The 16,914-nt window shown below is 63.1% G+C and carries 16 protein-coding genes, 1 rRNA gene and 1 riboswitch; of the genes, 8 read left to right on the top strand and 9 right to left on the bottom strand.

The genetic code is table 11. The features are described from left to right. Positions 1 to 2 precede the first annotated feature (2 nt). The 4 genes from hydA to CH294_RS17190 all read right to left on the bottom strand — a co-directional run bounded on the left by hydA (position 3) and on the right by CH294_RS17190 (position 5,608). Positions 3 to 1,424: a dihydropyrimidinase gene (gene hydA / locus CH294_RS17205; protein ID WP_032402903.1), complete on the bottom strand. Its 1,422-nt coding sequence runs from the start codon at positions 1,422 to 1,424 to the stop codon at positions 3 to 5. Next, complete coding sequence (locus CH294_RS17200; protein ID WP_197914655.1) at positions 1,424 to 2,263, bottom strand: nitrilase-related carbon-nitrogen hydrolase; 840 nt, start codon at positions 2,261 to 2,263, stop codon at positions 1,424 to 1,426. The genes hydA and CH294_RS17200 overlap by 1 nt, the downstream gene beginning before the upstream one ends. A gap of 120 nt (positions 2,264 to 2,383) precedes the next feature. Further along, a complete protein-coding gene (locus tag CH294_RS17195; protein WP_094738632.1) occupies positions 2,384 to 3,901 on the bottom strand; it encodes an ATP-dependent DNA ligase in 1,518 nt (505 codons plus the stop codon). Positions 3,902 to 4,030: 129 nt separating this feature from the next. Continuing rightward, positions 4,031 to 5,608, bottom strand: a complete 1,578-nt coding sequence (locus CH294_RS17190) for a carboxylesterase/lipase family protein (protein WP_094738631.1) — start codon at positions 5,606 to 5,608, stop codon at positions 4,031 to 4,033. Between the two features lie 98 nt (positions 5,609 to 5,706). On the opposite strand from CH294_RS17190, the gene CH294_RS27850 reads away from it, so the two are divergent. From CH294_RS27850 to CH294_RS17155, 6 genes are all read left to right on the top strand, one after another. Beyond that, positions 5,707 to 6,348, top strand: coding sequence for a hypothetical protein (locus CH294_RS27850; protein WP_249305353.1), 642 nt, complete (start codon positions 5,707 to 5,709; stop codon positions 6,346 to 6,348). A 118-nt stretch (positions 6,349 to 6,466) separates the two neighbouring features. After that, complete coding sequence (locus CH294_RS17175; RefSeq protein ID WP_094738630.1) at positions 6,467 to 7,864, top strand: sugar porter family MFS transporter; 1,398 nt, start codon at positions 6,467 to 6,469, stop codon at positions 7,862 to 7,864. Between the two features lie 64 nt (positions 7,865 to 7,928). Then, positions 7,929 to 8,028, top strand: a riboswitch (TPP riboswitch). Next, the gene (locus CH294_RS17170; protein ID WP_032402906.1) at positions 8,022 to 8,744 is read left to right on the top strand and encodes a TenA family protein; all 723 of its coding nucleotides are present in this window, start codon (positions 8,022 to 8,024) and stop codon (positions 8,742 to 8,744) included. Its footprint overlaps the riboswitch before it by 7 nt. Continuing rightward, positions 8,741 to 9,754 carry an ABC transporter substrate-binding protein gene (locus CH294_RS17165; protein WP_037154609.1) on the top strand — a complete coding sequence of 338 codons (1,014 nt, stop codon included), beginning with the start codon at positions 8,741 to 8,743 and terminating at the stop codon, positions 9,752 to 9,754. The genes CH294_RS17170 and CH294_RS17165 overlap by 4 nt, the downstream gene beginning before the upstream one ends. Beyond that, positions 9,732 to 10,568, top strand: coding sequence for an ABC transporter permease (locus tag CH294_RS17160; protein WP_249305351.1), 837 nt, complete (start codon positions 9,732 to 9,734; stop codon positions 10,566 to 10,568). The genes CH294_RS17165 and CH294_RS17160 overlap by 23 nt, the downstream gene beginning before the upstream one ends. Next, positions 10,561 to 11,301: an ABC transporter ATP-binding protein gene (locus CH294_RS17155; protein ID WP_094738628.1), complete on the top strand. Its 741-nt coding sequence runs from the start codon at positions 10,561 to 10,563 to the stop codon at positions 11,299 to 11,301. Before CH294_RS17160 ends, CH294_RS17155 begins: the two co-directional genes overlap by 8 nt. A 32-nt stretch (positions 11,302 to 11,333) precedes the next feature. Here the strand turns inward: CH294_RS17155 and CH294_RS17150 are convergent, their stop codons facing one another. Both CH294_RS17150 and CH294_RS17145 read right to left on the bottom strand, forming a co-directional pair. Then, complete coding sequence (locus CH294_RS17150) at positions 11,334 to 12,611, bottom strand: LCP family protein (protein ID WP_094738627.1); 1,278 nt, start codon at positions 12,609 to 12,611, stop codon at positions 11,334 to 11,336. 20 nt (positions 12,612 to 12,631) lie between these two features. Further along, positions 12,632 to 13,288 (bottom strand): NAD(P)H-dependent oxidoreductase, encoded by a 657-nt coding sequence (locus tag CH294_RS17145; RefSeq protein ID WP_052077590.1) that lies wholly within the window; start codon positions 13,286 to 13,288, stop codon positions 12,632 to 12,634. 65 nt (positions 13,289 to 13,353) lie between these two features. Here CH294_RS17145 and CH294_RS17140 point away from each other — a divergent pair, with 65 nt between their 5' ends. Next, complete coding sequence (locus CH294_RS17140; protein ID WP_094738626.1) at positions 13,354 to 13,716, top strand: helix-turn-helix domain-containing protein; 363 nt, start codon at positions 13,354 to 13,356, stop codon at positions 13,714 to 13,716. 15 nt (positions 13,717 to 13,731) lie between these two features. On the opposite strand, the gene CH294_RS17135 is transcribed toward CH294_RS17140, so the two are convergent. Both CH294_RS17135 and CH294_RS17130 read right to left on the bottom strand, forming a co-directional pair. Further along, positions 13,732 to 14,052: a hypothetical protein gene (locus CH294_RS17135; protein WP_032379500.1), complete on the bottom strand. Its 321-nt coding sequence runs from the start codon at positions 14,050 to 14,052 to the stop codon at positions 13,732 to 13,734. A gap of 230 nt (positions 14,053 to 14,282) precedes the next feature. Next, a complete protein-coding gene (locus CH294_RS17130) occupies positions 14,283 to 15,053 on the bottom strand; it encodes a hypothetical protein (protein WP_094738625.1) in 771 nt (256 codons plus the stop codon). Between the two features lie 186 nt (positions 15,054 to 15,239). On the opposite strand from CH294_RS17130, the gene CH294_RS17125 reads away from it, so the two are divergent. Further along, positions 15,240 to 15,524: a GNAT family N-acetyltransferase gene (locus tag CH294_RS17125; protein ID WP_037154620.1), complete on the top strand. Its 285-nt coding sequence runs from the start codon at positions 15,240 to 15,242 to the stop codon at positions 15,522 to 15,524. A 1,296-nt stretch (positions 15,525 to 16,820) separates the two neighbouring features. On the opposite strand, the gene rrf is transcribed toward CH294_RS17125, so the two are convergent. Next, a 5S ribosomal RNA gene (gene rrf, locus CH294_RS17115) occupies positions 16,821 to 16,914 on the bottom strand; the annotation flags it as partial.

The following is a 16,914-nucleotide window of genomic DNA, read 5'->3' as shown; positions in this document are numbered from 1 at the left end:
GCTCAGATCAGATTCTGTGACAGATCGCGGCGGACGAAGCGGCCGTGTCCCGCACTGCCGGAATAGGATCCGCCGTCGACGATGATTCGCCCGCGAGAGATCACAGTGTCCACGTGGCCGTCGATCTCGAAACCCTCGTACGCGGAGTAGTCCATGTTCATGTGATGGGTCTTGTCGACTCCGATGCTGGTGTGCCCGTTCGGATCGTAGATCACGATGTCGGCATCGGCTCCGGGACTGATGACGCCCTTCTTCGGGTACATCCCGAACATCCGGGCCGGGGTGGTGCAACAGACGTCCACCCACTTCTCCAGGGTGATCTTCCCGCTCTTCACACCCTGGAACATCAAATCGATCCGATGCTCCACCGACCCGATTCCGTTGGGAATCTTGGAAAAATCGCCGATACCCATCTCCTTCTGGTCCTTCATACAGAACGGGCAGTGGTCGGTACTGACGGTCGCCACGTCACCGGTGCGCAGGTAGCGCCACAGTTCGTCCTGATGCCCCTCGGCCCGCGACCGCAGAGGCGTCGAGCAGACCCACTTGGCCCCCTCGAAACCCGGCGCACCGAGTTGTTCTTCCAGCGACAGATAGAGATATTGCGGACACGTCTCGGCAAATACGTTCTGCCCGTTGCCTCGAGCCTGCGCAATCTGCTCGAGAGCCTGCTTGGCCGATACGTGCACGACGTACAGCGGCGCGCCGGTGACGTCGGCCAGCATGATGGCTCGGTGCGTCGCCTCTTCCTCCAGCTGCCACGGCCGCGACGTGCCGTGGAAGTACGGCGCCGTGTCTCCGCGGGCGATCGACTGCGCCACGAGGACGTCGATGGCAATGCCGTTCTCCGCGTGCATCATCAGCAGTGCACCCGTTTCGGCCGCAGACTGCATGGCGCGCAATATCTTGCCGTCGTCGGAGTAGAAGACGCCCGGGTACGCCATGAAGAGCTTGAAGCTGGTGACACCCTCGGAGACCAACTCGCTCATCGCTTTCAGGGAATCGTCGGTGACGTCGCCGATGATCTGATGAAACCCGTAGTCGACGGCGCACTTTCCCGCCGCTTTCTCGTGCCACTGCGCCAGAGTGTCCTGTACGCGCTGGCCGGGAGTCTGAATCGCGAAGTCCACGATGGTGGTCGTACCACCCCAGGCCGCTGCGCGCGTTCCGGTTTCGAAGGTGTCGGATGCGAACGTGCCCCCGAACGGCATCTCCATGTGGGTGTGCCCGTCGACCCCGCCCGGAATCACGTACTTGCCGGTGGCATCGACGACGATGTCCGCTGAGGTCTTCAGGTCCGCGGCCAGTGACACCGAGCCCGGAGCCAGCACCGCGACGATGGTCTCACCGTCGATGAGCACATCCAATTCCTGTGCGCCGGTGGTGGATACCACGATTCCACCGTGCACGAAGGTGGTGGCCATCAGGGTTGCACCAGTGGACCGTAGGCGTCGGGTCTGCGGTCACGATAGAAGGCCCATCGGTCGCGGACCACCTTGATCAAGTCCATGTCCAGGTCTCGAACGATGATCTCGGACTCGGAATCCGACGCTACCTCGCCGACGAACTTGCCCTCGGGGTCCACGAAGTAGCTGGTCCCGTAGAAATCGTCGTCACCGTATTCGGATTCGATTCCGACCCGGTTGATCGCGCCCACGTAGTACTCGTTCGCGACGGCAGATGCGGGTTGCTCGAGCTTCCACAGGTAGTTCGACAGTCCGCGCGACGTAGCCGAGGGATTGAAGACGATCTCGGCACCGGCAAGGCCCAACGCCCGCCAACCCTCGGGAAAGTGCCGGTCGTAACAGATGTACACGCCGATTCGGCCGACCGCGGTGTCGAACACCGGCCACCCCAGGTTTCCGGGTCGAAAGTAGAACTTCTCCCAGAATCCGTTGACATGGGGAATGTGGTGCTTTCGATACTTGCCGAGATAGGTGCCGTCGGCGTCCACCACCGCGGCGGTGTTGTAGAGAAGGCCGGGCTGCTCCTGCTCGTACACCGGCAGAATCATCACGATGCCGAGCTCTTTCGCCAATGCGGCGAAGCGGTCGACGGTGGGCCCGGGTACCGATTCGGCGTATTCGTAGAATTTTGCATCCTGCAGTTGGCAGAAGTACGGACCGTAGAAAAGTTCTTGGAAACAGACGACTTTCGCGCCTTGCTCGGCGGCGGACCGAGCAAACCCCTCGTGTGCCGCGATCATCGATTCTTTGTCACCGGTCCACTTGCTTTGGACCAGTGCAGCTCGAACTGTGGACATCATTGGCACTCCATCTCTCGCTGGCTTGCACCCTCGAGAATATTTTGCGCCGTGTTACGGGATCGTTCGTGCGGTTTCGTACGTATTAATCGTCGGCGGTGCGCAGAGGTGGGATGCTGATCAATTTTGCTTCGGCAACAGCGCGCGAACCGCGTCGATGGTGTCGGCGGTCGCCAGGTTCTTGTCGGGTCGGTATCGCAGTACTCGCGCGAATCGCAGAGCAACGCCGCCCGGGTAGCGCGAGCTGACCTGCACGCCGTCGAGCTCGATCTCGACGATCAGTTCGGGGCGCAGGTACACGGTGTGCTCGTCGCGCTCGCGCTCGTGTTTGGGGAATTCGTCGGTCTGCCATTGCAACAGAACGTCGGTCAGGCCCTTGAACGTCTTGCCGACCATGATCGGGTCACCGCCGTCGGGATCGCGAGCTCCGAGGTGCAGATTCGACAGGAAGCCGGTGCGACGGCCGTACCCCCACTCGGCTCCGAGGACGACGAGGTCGAGCGTGTGCTCGGGTTTGACCTTCTGCCAGCTCTTTCCGCGGCGGCCTGCGGCATACGGTGCACCGAGAGCTTTGAGCATGACCCCCTCGTGCCCGGCGTCGAGTGCGGCATCGAAGTGGGCCGCTGCTTCGTCCGCATCGGGCCGAACGGCACTGGGAATTCGGTGCCCCGGTGCTACCCGGTCCAGTGCGGCCAGGCGCTGCTCCAGCGGGGCATCGAGCAGGTCCACACCGTCGAGGTGCAGGCAGTCGAAGAAGTAGGGCTGCAGCAGAAGCTCGTGAGCGCTCTCGGCGCCGAACCGGCTCATCGTTTCCTGGAACGGTCGCGGCCGTCCACTGTCGTCGAGCGCGAGGGTCTCCCCGTCCAGGACCACGGAATCGCACGGCAGCTCGAGAACGAGTTCCACCAACTCGGGCACACTCGCAGTGATGTCGCGCAGAGTTCGCGTGTAGATGCTCACGTCGGTTCCGGAACGGTGCACTTGAATACGAGCGCCGTCGAGCTTGTATTCGACGGTGACGTCACCGTTCAGCTGCTCCCACGCCGCGCGAAGAGATTCTGCGGGTGAGGCCAGCATCGGGCGGACCGGTCGTCCCACCTCGAGCCGGAACGCGTCCAGCGCCTCGACGCCACCGGTGATCGCGGCAACCGCGGTGGCGGACAGGCGCCCCGAGAGCATGAATGCGCGACGCACCGGAGCCTGCGGAAGGTTCGTGGCGGCAGCGACCGCGTCGACCATGATTCCCTCGAGCGCCCCCTGCCGAAGTTCACCGGTGACGAGCCTGATCAGGAACTGCCGCTCCTCGGCGGTGCAGCGTGAGAACAGGTCCGTCAACAGCGCTACTCGCCGCGCGGCCGATCCCGCCCCCGACGTCGATGCGACCGCGGAGATCGCGTCGTCGACCTCGGTGACCGTCAATGTCGAGGCTTCGGCGGAGGTGACATCGAGATCGGCCAGAGTGCGCCAGCCGACTCCTATTCGCCCTTGCCGCAACTCCCCCGACAACCACGACACAGCGGGTTCGATGTCACCGGCCTCCGCCTCGGCGAGCAGTGCGCTCAGCTGCTCGATCTTGACCTTGCGCGAGCGCGTCGCGGCCACGGCACGGGAGGCTTCGACAATCCTGGACATCAACACTCACCGAACATAACTGCAGCCACCGTCAGGTTGCTGACATCCAATTGTTACCGCTGAGACTCCTGCGGCTGGTGTTCTTGCTGTTACGTTCGATTCATGCCTGTGGAGCGACCAAAGGCAGGCGACGTGTCAGCTGAATCCCAGCACACGGTCGCCCCAGGCAGCGCGCATGTCGCCGTCGGGGTCCTCGATAAGGGCGTCGGACGTGTCGATCACCAACGTCCATCGCGTTTTTTCGGTGTACGGAGCCCAATGCTTGGACGCATCCAGCGCAGCGGGCACGCCGTACCGTGCGAAAGCGAGCCACCGTCTCTGCATCCGCGCCGCCACCGCCATCGCCGGTTTACGGCCGCCGAGCCAGAACGTGGGGTCTCGGTTCAGTGTCCCGAAGTTGCCGAAGACGTACGGCAGTTCGGTTGCGTGTCCGGCCCCCACGCGAGCGGCCTTGAGCATCGGCGTCGCGTGATCGAATCGGTACATCCACGTCGGCGAGTGCCTGCTGTGTGCGTCGGCGATCCACATGCTCGGCATGACGAATCCCGCATCACGCGACATAGCTTGCGCGCCGGCCGGTTTGTCCCTGTCCGGGTACGCCGCCATGATCTCGGCGACGCGATAGGCCGGCAGATCGGCGTGATCGTGTGCAATGGCCCGGAACATCTCCGAGACGGTGTCGGAGGTGATCGGCATCAGCGGGGACTTCATGAATCGGAAGATCGACGGCTCGTCGTGGTTGGTGCCGATGATCAGTGGGATCTTGTGCGAGAGGCCCTTCTGGAACGCCGCCACCGGGTAACGCGGAACGATATCCTCATCCACGACCGGCGAAAGACCCAGTGTTCCAGGAACTCTCGTGGGAATTTCGTAACAGAGCGTGTCCCCCGCAGTGACCAGCCTGCTGAAATGCATGTCGAACAATTCGCCGATGTCTTCCCTGGCGACACCCACCAATTCCAGGAATCTCGACGCCACTGCGGCACCTCGATCGGGGCCGTACACCGACGTCGCAGGAGCACTCTGCACGATCGCTTGCTGAAACAGGCCCTCGGCCTTCGGAGACGTCATCAACGTGGTGACCGATGCACCCCCGGAGGATTCACCGAACACAGTGACTCGATCGGGATCGCCGCCGAACGCGGCGATGCATTCGCGTACCCATTCGAGTGCTGCGATCTGGTCTCGCAGTCCGAGATTGGTCTCGAAGGTGTGCTCGTCGGTGGAGAACGACGAGAGGTCGAGGAACCCGAAGGCACCGAGGCGGAAGTTGACGGTCACCACCACCACGTCACCGTTCTCGCTCAGGTTCCGCCCGTCGTACACCCGCTGAGCGGACGATCCGAGCGAGTACGCGCCGCCGTGGATCCACACGAGTACCGGACGTTGCTCTCCGTCGGGCCGGGGTGCCCACACGTTGAGCGTGAGGCAGTCCTCGGAGATCGACAGCGACGGATCGATCGGCACCGGACTGTCGCGACCCTGTGGTGCCATCGCGCCGAACTCGAGACCGTCGAGCACTCCGGTCCACGGCTGCAGCGGCCGCGGCGATCGGAACCTGAGCTTCCCCACGGGCGGTGTCGCGTAGGGAATACCCCTCCACGCCACGATCGGCGATGCGTCGACGGCGACCGGATAGCCGAGGACGTCGCCGTACGGCGTGCTCACACACACGGTGGAGTCGGACGCGGTGGAGTCGGACGCGTTGCCCATCGAGCCTCCTGTTCGGTCGCTGCCCAACGTACCAACATCATCCCTGGGCTCGGCGACGCTACGTTCGGCGTCGACGCCCCCGAGCGAAGGAATCGACGATGAGAAGAATCGGATGTGCCGCAGCGGCAGTCGTGGCGGTCGGTCTACTGGCCGCCTGTGGTTCCGGTGGAGGCGACGGGCCGATGGCGACGATCGTCACCGACCGCCCCACCCCGATCACCGCGCTTCCGACCACGCCCCGCAGTACGCCGTCATCCACACCTGCTTCCACGACGCCGCCGACGTCCAGCACGGCAACGCCGACGAGTTCGGCAGCGTCTCAGGCCAATTCGACGGACTACGCCGGCAAAGCACCTGGCTGGTACTACTTTTCGAGCCCCAGCGGAAAATTCGAGTGCGGTATTGCCGTGCTGAACACCTCGATCGCCGGTTGCCACGGTTCGTTACCCGATTCGGCACCGAAGGTTCCCGGCAGTGGCGCTTCGGGGACTGCTGTGAAACCCAACGCAGTGCAACTGATTGCAGGATCACCGGCGAAGTTCGAGAGTCTGGGCGATCCCAAGTTCCATCGTTTCGACGGCCCCGCGGCGGCGCTGCCGTACGGCGAGGTGCTCACCATCCCTGGAAGCGGCTCGACCAACGGCCTGCAGTGCAGCATCGACGAGCAGGCCGGGGTGACCTGTACCGATCAGGTCGGTCACGGATTCACCGTCTCGGCCGAAGATTTCGACCTTCGCTGACGGTCTCGTTCGCTCGGCAAATTACCAGGCGTAATGTCCGGGGACGGTACGACAATCCCTGCCGTACGGTCTCCCCAGCGGCCGACGCCCGTGCGCGCGGCCGGAAGGTGCGTCACTCATGAATCAGACCTCGGACCGCCACACAGCGAAGGTCATCGGCGTCAGCGTCGCCGCTGCTGTGGGCGGATTCCTGTTCGGTTTCGACAGCTCGGTCATCAACGGAGCCGTCGACTCGATCGAAGATCACTTTCTCCTCGGCTCGTTCACCACCGGATTCGTGGTCGCGATCGCCCTGATCGGATGCGCAGTGGGTGCCTGGTTCGCCGGCAGCCTCGCAGACCGTTGGGGACGCAAGAAAGTGATGCTGCTGGGCTCGGCCCTGTTCGTGATTTCCTCGATCGGTTCCGGATTGGCGTTCAGCGTCCCCGATCTCATGCTGTGGCGAGTACTCGGCGGGCTGGGCATCGGCATCGCCTCGGTGATTGCGCCTGCATACATCGCCGAGATCGCTCCGGCCAAGTGGCGCGGAGCCCTTGCTTCGCTACAACAATTGGCCATCACCATCGGCATTTTCGCCGCCCTGCTGTCCGACGCGCTTCTCGCGGGGGCTGCCGACGGGGCGTCGAACGACCTGTGGTTCGGCGTCGAAGCATGGCGCTGGATGTTTCTCGTCGGCGTCGTTCCCGCACTGGTGTACGGGCTGCTGGCAACACTGATTCCGGAATCCCCGCGCTACCTGGTGGGTCAGCATCTCGACGACGAAGCAGCGCGAGTGCTCGCCGAGATCACCGGCGAACTGCACCCCGACGAGCGCGTTCACGAGATCAGGCTCACGCTGCGCAAGGAGTCGCGTTCGTCGTTCGCGGATATCCGCGGGCCGAAGTTCGGCCTGCAACCGATCGTCTGGGTCGGCATCACGATGGCCGTGCTCCAGCAGCTCGTGGGTATCAACGCGATCTTCTACTACTCGACGACGCTGTGGCGCTCGGTCGGCTTCAGTGAGGATCAGTCGTTCACCACGTCGGTCATCACCGCAGTGATCAACGTGGTCATGACGTTCGTGGCGATCCTGTTCGTCGACGGCATCGGCCGGCGCAAGCTGTTGTTGGCGGGTTCGCTCGGCATGTTCGTCGGGCTGGTCATGGCATCCGTGGCCTTCTCGCAGTCGATCGGCAGCGGCGACGACGTCACGCTGCCCGCTCCGTGGGGTGCCATCGCGCTGATCGGTGCCAACCTCTTCGTCATCTTCTTCGCGTCGACCTGGGGTCCGATCATGTGGGTCATGCTCGGCGAGATGTTTCCCAACCGCATGCGAGCCATGGCCCTCGGAATCGGTACCGCAGCCAACTGGATTGCCAATTTCGCTGTGACGCTTGCCTTCCCGCCACTGACGTCGTCGGTGGGCCTGTGGGTCATCTACGCCGGCTTCGCAGTGTTCGCCGCCCTGTCGTTCTTCTTCGTCAAGGCCAAGATCACGGAGACCAAGGGTATGGAACTCGAAGACATGCTGGGGTGAGCCGAGGACCGCAGATACAGGGGCGGCGGCATCGGCACCGGGTGACCGGTGTTACTGTCGCTTTCGTTCTGACACGGGGTGTGTCCGCCGATGCGGATGCTGAGATCAAACCCGCCGAACCTGATGCAGGTAATACTGACGAAGGGATGTCAAGGCGATGACGCCTGTTGTATCTGCGGACCCGGTCCGCTTCACCGATCTCCTCTGGGATGCCTCCGCGGACATTCGACGCGAGATCGACAACCTGGAATTCCTACGGCTGCTCGGTGCCGGGACGCTTCCGCTCGACGCGTTCCGTCGGTACCTCGAGCAGGACTCGCTCTATCTGAGCGGGTACGTGAAGTCGTTGTCCTTGCTGGCAGCACACGCACCGAACCCGCTCACCGGGGCATTCTGGGCGAGCGCCGCCGCGAGCGCCATGGACGAGGCGTCGTCGCACGAGGCCATGCTGACCGGGGGTTCTCTCCCCTCGTCGACGGCTACGCCGGAGCCATCACCCGAGTGCCTGGGCTACACCTCGTATCTGATCGCAACCGCAGCAACCGAGCCGTATCCGGTGGCAGCCGCGGCAGTGCTGCCGTGCTTCTGGATCTACGCCGATGTCGGCCGCTCTCTCGCCGCGGCAGCGAAGGCGGTTCTCGATCGCGATCCGGATCACCCCTATGCGCGCTGGGTGGCTGCCTACGACGCACCCGAATTCCATGCCATCGTCGACGCTGCGAAGACGTTCGTGGACGACGCCGCCGCGGCCGCGACGCCAGATCAACGCGAGCAGATGATCGACGCCTTCGTCGTCGCGTCGAGATACGAACTGATGTTCTGGGACAGCGCTTTACATCCCACTCCGTGGCCTTCGGCCGAGAGTGCGGTGTACGCATGAGAACCACTCGAATCCTCGCCACGCTTGCAGCGGCGGTCGTGGCGACCACCGGACTGGCGGGATGCTCGGAATCGACGGACTCCGACACCATTCGCTTCGCCCTCGACTGGACCCCGAACACCAATCACACCGGCCTCTACGTGGCTCTGCAAGAAGGCTACTTCGCCGACGCCGGGTTGAACGTGGAAGTTCTGCCCTACAACAACACCGCAGCGGACACCCTCGTCGATGCCGGAAACGCCGAGTTCGGCATCAGCACACAGAGCTCGGGGGTGTTCGCCACGTCGGCGGGCGCCCAGACCGTGTCTGTTCTCGCACCGCTGCAGCATTGGGCAACCGGCATCGGAGTTCGCGCAGATCGAGACGACATCCCGAGCCCGAAGGCACTCGACGGCAAGGTCTACGCCGGCTTCGGCGAATCCGGCGAGCAAGCCGGACTTCAGCAGGTCATCAAGAACGACGGTGGCACAGGCGAATACGAGACCGTAGTACTGGGAACCTCGGCATACGAGGCGGTGTATTCCGGTACCGCGGACTTCACCGTCTCCTACTTCGCGTGGGAGGGCATCGAGGCCGAGCACAGCGGAACCCCGATGAAGTACTTCGACTACACCGACTACGGATTTCCCGACGCCTATGCGCTCACCATCAGTGGCAACGAACCCTGGCTCGCTGCCCACCCGGACGAGGCGAAGAAATTCGTCCAGGCCCTGCAACGCGGGTACCAACTCGCTGCCGACGATCCCGACAGAGCTGCCCAGGACCTGATCGACGCCAACCCCGGAACCTTCACGGACGAGTCGCTCGTTTTCGAGAGCCAGGAAATGCTCGCGGCGAAGTACATGAAGGATCCCTCCGGCGAGGTCGGAAGACAGAGCCTCGACAAGTGGACGGCGTACTCGAAGTTCCTGTACGAGAGCGGCGTACTGGCCGATCAGAACGGCGCCCCGCTGACGACGGAGCCGGACTGGTCGACCTACTTCACCAATGACTATCTCGGCGATCGATAAGCCGGTAACCGCTGAGCGAGACACGTTGTCGTTCAGCGGGATCCGAGCCTCTGTTCGCTGGGCGTGGCCCGCGGTCACGGTCGTCGCCGCCCTGATAGCCGCATGGCAGGTCTACGTCCAGGTCAGCGGTATCCGCCCGCAGGTGCTGCCATCGCCCGGTCGCGTCGTCGTGCAGGGTTGGGCGCAGCGTGATGCGATCATCGAGAACGCGTCCGCGACCGTGCAGGTGACGCTCGTCGGTTTCGCGGTCTCCCTGGCTCTCGCCTGGATACTGGCTGTTGCGGTGGATTTCTCGCCCTGGCTCCGGCGCGCGTTCGTGCCACTCTTCGTCGTGTCGCAGACACTGCCGATCATTGCGATCGCACCGTTGCTGATCATCTGGTTCGGCTTCGGTTTGCTCCCCAAGGTTTTGGTGATCGCTCTGGCCACGTTCTTCCCGATGGCCATCGGGCTCATCGAGGGCTTCGCGGCAGCCGATCGCGATGCTCGATCTCTTCTCGTGAGCATGGGTGCCTCACGCTGGCAACAGTTTCGGTACGTACGGCTACCGTCGGCTCTCCCCCGGTTCTTCACCTCGTTGCGCATCGGCATCACCTACGCCGTCGTCGGGGCGATCTTCGCCGAATATGCCGGAGCCAGTGCAGGGCTCGGCATCTACATGAGCCAACAGAAGAACTCGTTCCGAACCGATCTGGTCCTGGCCGCAGTGGCCGTCACAGCCGTGATCAGTGTGGTCCTCTTCGTCTCCACGTTCGTGGTGGAACGATTGGTTGCTCCGTGGGCTCGCCACGGATCGGCGGGACTACATGTCTGACCGGATCACCACCGACAACTGCATCGACGTTCGCGGACTGACCAAATCGTTCGGCGACAAGCTTGTGCTCGACGGCGTTTCGTTCGGAGCGCAGAAAGGCGAGTTCATCTCGATCATCGGACCGAGTGGATCCGGCAAGAGCACGGTGTTCAACATGCTGGCCGAGCTGGACCGACCCGATTCCGGCACGGTGAACGTACCGCCGTGTGCCTACATGCCGCAAAAGGATCTGCTGTTTCCCTGGCGATCCGTGCTGGACAACACGACTCTCGGACTCGAAGTGCAGGGCGTCGCGAAGAAGGAAGCGCGGGCGCGGGCGCGGGAGCTGTTCCCGGTATTCGGCCTCGACGGCTACGAGTCGGCCAGGCCGTCCGAGCTCTCCGGCGGCATGCGCCAGCGAGCGGCGCTACTGCGCACGGTGGTGCAGGGTCGGTCGGTGCTGCTGCTCGACGAGCCGTTCGGAGCGCTGGACTCGTTGACCCGCAGTGACATGCAGTCCTGGTTGCAGCAGGTCTGGTCGGAGTTTCGATGGACAGTGCTGATGATCACGCACGACATCCGTGAGGCGGTCTACCTCTCCGATCGGGTCGTCGTTCTCTCCCCCAGGCCGGCCCATGTACGACGGCAGGTCGAGGTGCCCCTGCCCCGCCCACGCGGACTGGAGATCGTGACGACACCTCAGTTCGCTGCGGTGGAGAAGCAGCTGATGGATGTTCTGCTGAGCGCACCCTGACCTGCCCGGCGCGCGTTCAGTCGACGCAGGGCTCAGTCGACGCAGGGAATGCCGCCGTCGCTGTGCACGCCCTCGTCTGGTGCCCCGGGCAGATCCTCGGTCGTATCCGGTGGGGCGATCGCGAGTGGCGGAGGTCCCGTCGTCGGGGCCGGTGCCTCGGTGATCGACGGTGTGGGCACCGGCACGTTGCCGATCAACCGCGCAGCCTCGGCCCTGATGGAGTCGACGTCGACGAGATTGACGTCCTGACCGTTGATCGTGTCGTACCCCTTGATCGGCAGCGTGTAGAAGTCGATGTCACCCTGCATGACCGCACCGGCTTGCCCGGCGAGCGTCATCGGATCCAACGACGCGTCGATGACGATGTCGTTCTTGGTTCCTGCCACCAGCGCTCGTAGTTCGCCGATGTTCGCGAGAACACCGGAGGAGCTGAGCTTGGCCATCACTCCGGCAACAAAAGCCTGCTGCCGTTTGGTTCGATCGAGATCGCCGTTGTCGAGGCCGTGACGTTGCCGTACGAAGGACAGCGCCTGCGAGGCGCCCAGCTCTTGGGCGCCGGCTGGAAAGTTCGCCCCCGAATAGCTGTCGTCGACTGGATTGTTCAGGCACACCTGGATGGGGCCGACGGCCGTCGCCACGTCGTAGAAACCCAGGAGGTTCACTTCGGCAAAATGGTCGATCGGCACGTCGAGCAGGTTGCGGACCGCAGTCAACGTCGATCGCCGACCTGCCTCTCTCGCTCGCCGTTCACGCTCGGCCGGATCGGTGACGCCCTCGTCGAGCAACTCCGTATCGGCGTCGGCCTTGGCGAGGCCGTACGCCTCCTTGATCTTTCGCTTGCCGTACCCGGGGACGTCGACATAGTCGTCACGAGGTATCGACAACGCGGTCGCACGTCCGCCATCGGCCGGAAGATGAACCAGCAGAAGAGTATTGGTGTTGTAACCGCCGACATCGCTGTCTCCCGCGTGCAGTTCATCGGTGACGAACTCGGCGGGCAGGTCGTTTCCGTCCATGTCCTTGCGACTGTCGAGGCCGATCAACAGGATGTTGGTGTCCTGGCCGTTGCCGCCCGGATCGTTGTTCGCGATACCGTCGAGAGCGTCGGAGGTGGTCAGTCCGGTGGTCGCCTCGCGGTAGACCGCGAACCCGATGCCACTCACCGCAACCGAGGCGACCGCTGCAGTGGCAACGACGACCCGTCCGATCCGAAGCGCGAGACCACGATGACGCGACGCTGTGTGGATACGATGCCGACCCGATCCGCGGTTGCCGCGGGTGGTGTCGTTGCCTGGGCCGTTCGGTAGCACCTCGCCAGGCTACTCGGGTCCTACCTGGGCAAAGCCCCGCCCAATTTCAGAGCGAGTCCCTCGACGGCGACAAACGCAGCCTCGAGACTGGCTTGCGCCTGCGGAATCCGGGGTGCCAGCGCCGGCACTCGTGCAGCAAGCGTCAGATCGATCGGGACGAAGTGGACGTCCATCCCGAGCGCGACCCCGAGGACCTGCCGCAACTGGGCCGTGGTGTGGTCGGCCGACGCGCCGTCGGTACCGGGGGTGTAGTCGTTACCGCGGCTGGTCACCACAACAGCAGGTTTGCCGACGAGGGGTGCCGTATCGCCGTCGAACGGGACGGTGATGCCGGGAACGTGTACGTAGTCGATCCACGCCTTCAAGGTCGACGGGATCGACCAGTTGTACATCGGTGCACCGATGAGCACAACGTCCGCCGAGATCAGTTCTTCGATCAGTTCGATCTGGAGCGCCTCGGCGGATGCCTCCACATGTTCGTCGGCTGCGCGCAAGTGTGGTGCCCAGTGCAGCGCCGAAGTGGGTAGGTGCGGCAGCGGATTCAGATGCAGGTCTCGATGGATCACGGAGTGGTCGGTGCCGATCGAATGCCAGCCGTCCGAGAAGCGGGACGTCACCTGACGGCTGATCGAACGAACCGGGTCGGCAGACGAATCGAGATGCAACAACTGCGGCACTGAAACACTCCTTGTGAGTCGGGTGCTTCGAGCCTATGCGTACCGTCCGCTTCTATCCTGGTCGAATGGACTTCCGATTCGTCATGCCTGCTCTCGCCTCGCGCTCGGCCACACAACTCGCGGCCGCCGTACACAAGCGAACGGGTACGGACGTCGACGTCAGAATCGGAGATTCGGCGGTGCCACTCGACGACGCGGCACGCGGTGCCGTCCTCGAACTCCTCACCCAGCTGGCCACCGGCCGAGCAGTGGCAATCGGAACGGTGGACGAGTTACTCACGACCTCGCAGGCCGCGGCAGTACTCGGGGTCTCCGATACCTATGTCAGACGGTTGGCCGATGCGGGCGACCTACCTATCGAGATGCGCGGAACCCATCGACGATTCAGGCTCGAAGATCTTCTGCGGCAGCGCGATCGGTTCAGGTGACATCGTCGTGGACCATCAGCCGGCCTCACGCTCGATGTGCTCGGACTGGACGGTCATCAGATCACGAAACGCCTGCCCGGCGGCCATCCACAGTTGTTCGGAGTCGATGTAGTCGACTCCGCGGATCTCGACGTCACCCAGGTACGCTCCGACGTCCACCGACAACATTCCGATGACCGACGACACGTCGGCGTCGAGGTACGCGGACTGAGTGTTCTGCAGCTCGCGAAACTGGGCCGAGAAGAACTCGGCTGGGATTCTTCGATCGACGAACTGCGCGATGAGGAACAGGAAACGGGACGCGTGGGCTGTACCTGACCGGTAGGAATGCTCCATGGTGAATACCTCTCCCCACGGTCGACAGCACCCCTCGCACTGTCGACCGTTGAGCTCGCTGATACTCCGATTTCGATGTACGAACGAACTCTCGAACATCGATTCGACCCAGTGGCTAAAACAGGGAGCTCGTCCTACCAGCGCTAGATTAATCCGACCGTTGGCCCGTTTATGGCCGATGGAACAATTTGGTGAGGAATCACAACGAAGCCCATCCGGCCTGCCGTTCTCTACTGAAACGATCCCAGCGGAGCGCGATCCGGAGTGTCCAACTGCCAGAACTGCCAGCCGTCGCGCTCTTCGACATCTCCGCTGATATGGGTGGCGACGGCACTGGCCGCGACGGACGGGTTGTCGAATCGTCGACCCTCCATCGGCCCGGCAGTGATCTCCAGTCGCTGGGTCTCGGGGTCGTAGCGGCCGCTCAGTCGATAGCCCTCGCAGTCGGCGACGACTCGCACACGGTTGTCGACGACTTCTTCCTCCACTGCGGCTTTCGCCGATTTGCGGGGTGCCTTCACCCGTGGGGTACGAACCCACGTCTGCTCGGGACCGACATCGAGCGTGGTGTCCAACGTGGAGCTCAGCCCCAACAGGTCCCACCGCTCACTGCCATGCGCCACCCGGTCCACCGCGATGGCGTGATGCCCAGTTCTGGTTCGAAGAGGCGAATCCTGAACCCACAGATCGACTTCTCCGCGAATATCGGTCGCCATCTCTTCCGACGACACCATGTAGAAGCGCGGCTCTTCGTTCGCAAGGTCGACGAACACCCAATACGACGATCCGGTGTCGTCGCTCTCGAGCGACTCGTCTTGCCTGCGAGCCTTCCAGTCCCCGGTCACTTTCGATCGCACTCGAACGATGCACGAGGACTTCCCGTCCATAGCCCAGACCTGCACGGGGTTACGGCGAGACGTGGTCAGCCGCTCCGCACGTCCACCGCGCTGAGCGACGGTTCGAATGAATGCTTTGATTCCCCGGTCGGATGTGTCTTCCACGGATTGCCACCTTCAGCCTCGAGAGCGCCCCGTACTTATGAAGAGCGGTGTTGCGACGGGTGGCGCTTGCACGACTCGGTTTACCTCACCCTACTGCTTCGACCCACGCTCGAGTAACCGCCGAACACCCCGTCGGACGAGTGCCGGTTACGGTGAACAGAGCGAACTCGGCCAGGAGGTACCACCATGCAGGTGACGATCACGCACGACACTGCCGACAACCGGTTCGAGATCCACGTCGACTCTCAGCTGGCCGGCTATTCGGAGTACCTCGAATCCGACGGCGTCAGAACGTTCCACCACACCGTCACGCTCCCTCGCTTCCGCGGTCGAGGACTCGCAGCCACACTCACCGAGCACGCACTCGACGACACCAGCACGCAGGGACTCCGGGTGGTCCCTGCGTGCTGGTTCGTCCGCGACTTCATCGAGGCGGCGGGCGATCGATATTCCGATCTGGTCGAACATTGAGCCTCAGCTCATGGACGAGAACGTCCCGACGCGAAGGTGGGACTCGGAAGTCGGAACATCGCCGTCATTGGATGCCCCTTCGTCGACAACCCCAGCTTCTCGTGAGTTCCCTTCGCTAGCAGTCGGTTCCGATGCCCTTTCCGCCGCGACCCGACGCCGCTCGTAGTTCCGGACACCACGCTCGACGCGTTGTCGATGTTCGTTCAAGATTTGTTCGTAGTGGTACATCTGTTCTCCTACAACAAGTATGGATGCCGAACACAGAGATGTTCTGCGCGGCGAGGAATTCGAAGGGTGTCACATCACCTTCGGACCGAAGCTCTACTCAGAGAGCGTAATTGGCAATAATTGCAAACCGAGTGCAGACGACTCGTCGGCTTGCGTACTTCGATTCTGCTGCCATTGTCCACCTCCACGGTCTCTACGATGTGCCTGTGTCATGATCATGCACGGCCTGAGCCGCGAACTCCACCGAATTAATTCATCCGGTAGCGGGGACTGGGCAGTTGTCTCGAATGTCATTGCACGATAGATGATTTCGAGTGGGCATACAGGTCCGTCCGCGCTCAGCCTTACGATCGACGCTGCCGGCGTGCGATCTGAGCAGTGGAGATTCCGACACTGCCGAATGCACAACCGTCGGATCCAACGTGTGCGGGTGGTCGCAGCTGCATGTGCGCGTGTGTGTGTCAGGCGCGCGGGGAGTGGTGAGCGGTCGGGGTGCGACTGGCGGCTGCGCGCGCGTTCGTGCGATGCGGAAGCCCTACGCCGTCAGCGGAGTGGACCGAGGCGGTGCCTGTCGTTCGTGTCTCATATGTCCCCGGACTCGACAGTGTCTGTCGTGCGTGCAGCGGTACACGGAACGCCCGGGAAGGACCAGTCGATCTGCGCGGGGCGTATGGCAAATGCGTACGCGTTTGCCAGATTCGCGGGATTGATGGCAAATGCGTGCGCGTTTGTCAGATGCGCGGGATTGGCGTTCATCGGTGTGGCGAACCTGCACGCGTCTGGCGAATGCGCTCGCATTTGTCAGACGCTCACGGATTCGTCGGCGATTCCGCTCGCGCCTGACGAACGCGAGCGCGTTTGCCGAACTACTTCGCTGGGTTAGCCGGCGGAGTCTCGATCTGTTCGCTCCGATATGCAGTCTTCGGACACCGCACATAATCGTCAGACATGGATGTTCGACGCCCTGGGAATCGGATGGGACATCACACTCGAATACGTTGTGGGGGTAATAGTTTCGAAATGCGTAATGCCCCCGACCGTGAGGTCGGGGGCATTACGGAATGTTGTGTTCGGCGGTGTCCTACTCTCCCACACCCTGTCGAGTGCAGTACCATCGGCGCTGGAGGGCTTAGCTTCCGGGTTCGGAATGGGACCGGGCGTT

Origin of the sequence: Rhodococcus sp. 14-2483-1-1 (assembly GCF_002259335.1) — a bacterium.
Lineage (GTDB): Bacteria > Actinomycetota > Actinomycetes > Mycobacteriales > Mycobacteriaceae > Rhodococcoides.
This window is presented reverse-complemented; position numbering and strand designations above follow the sequence as displayed.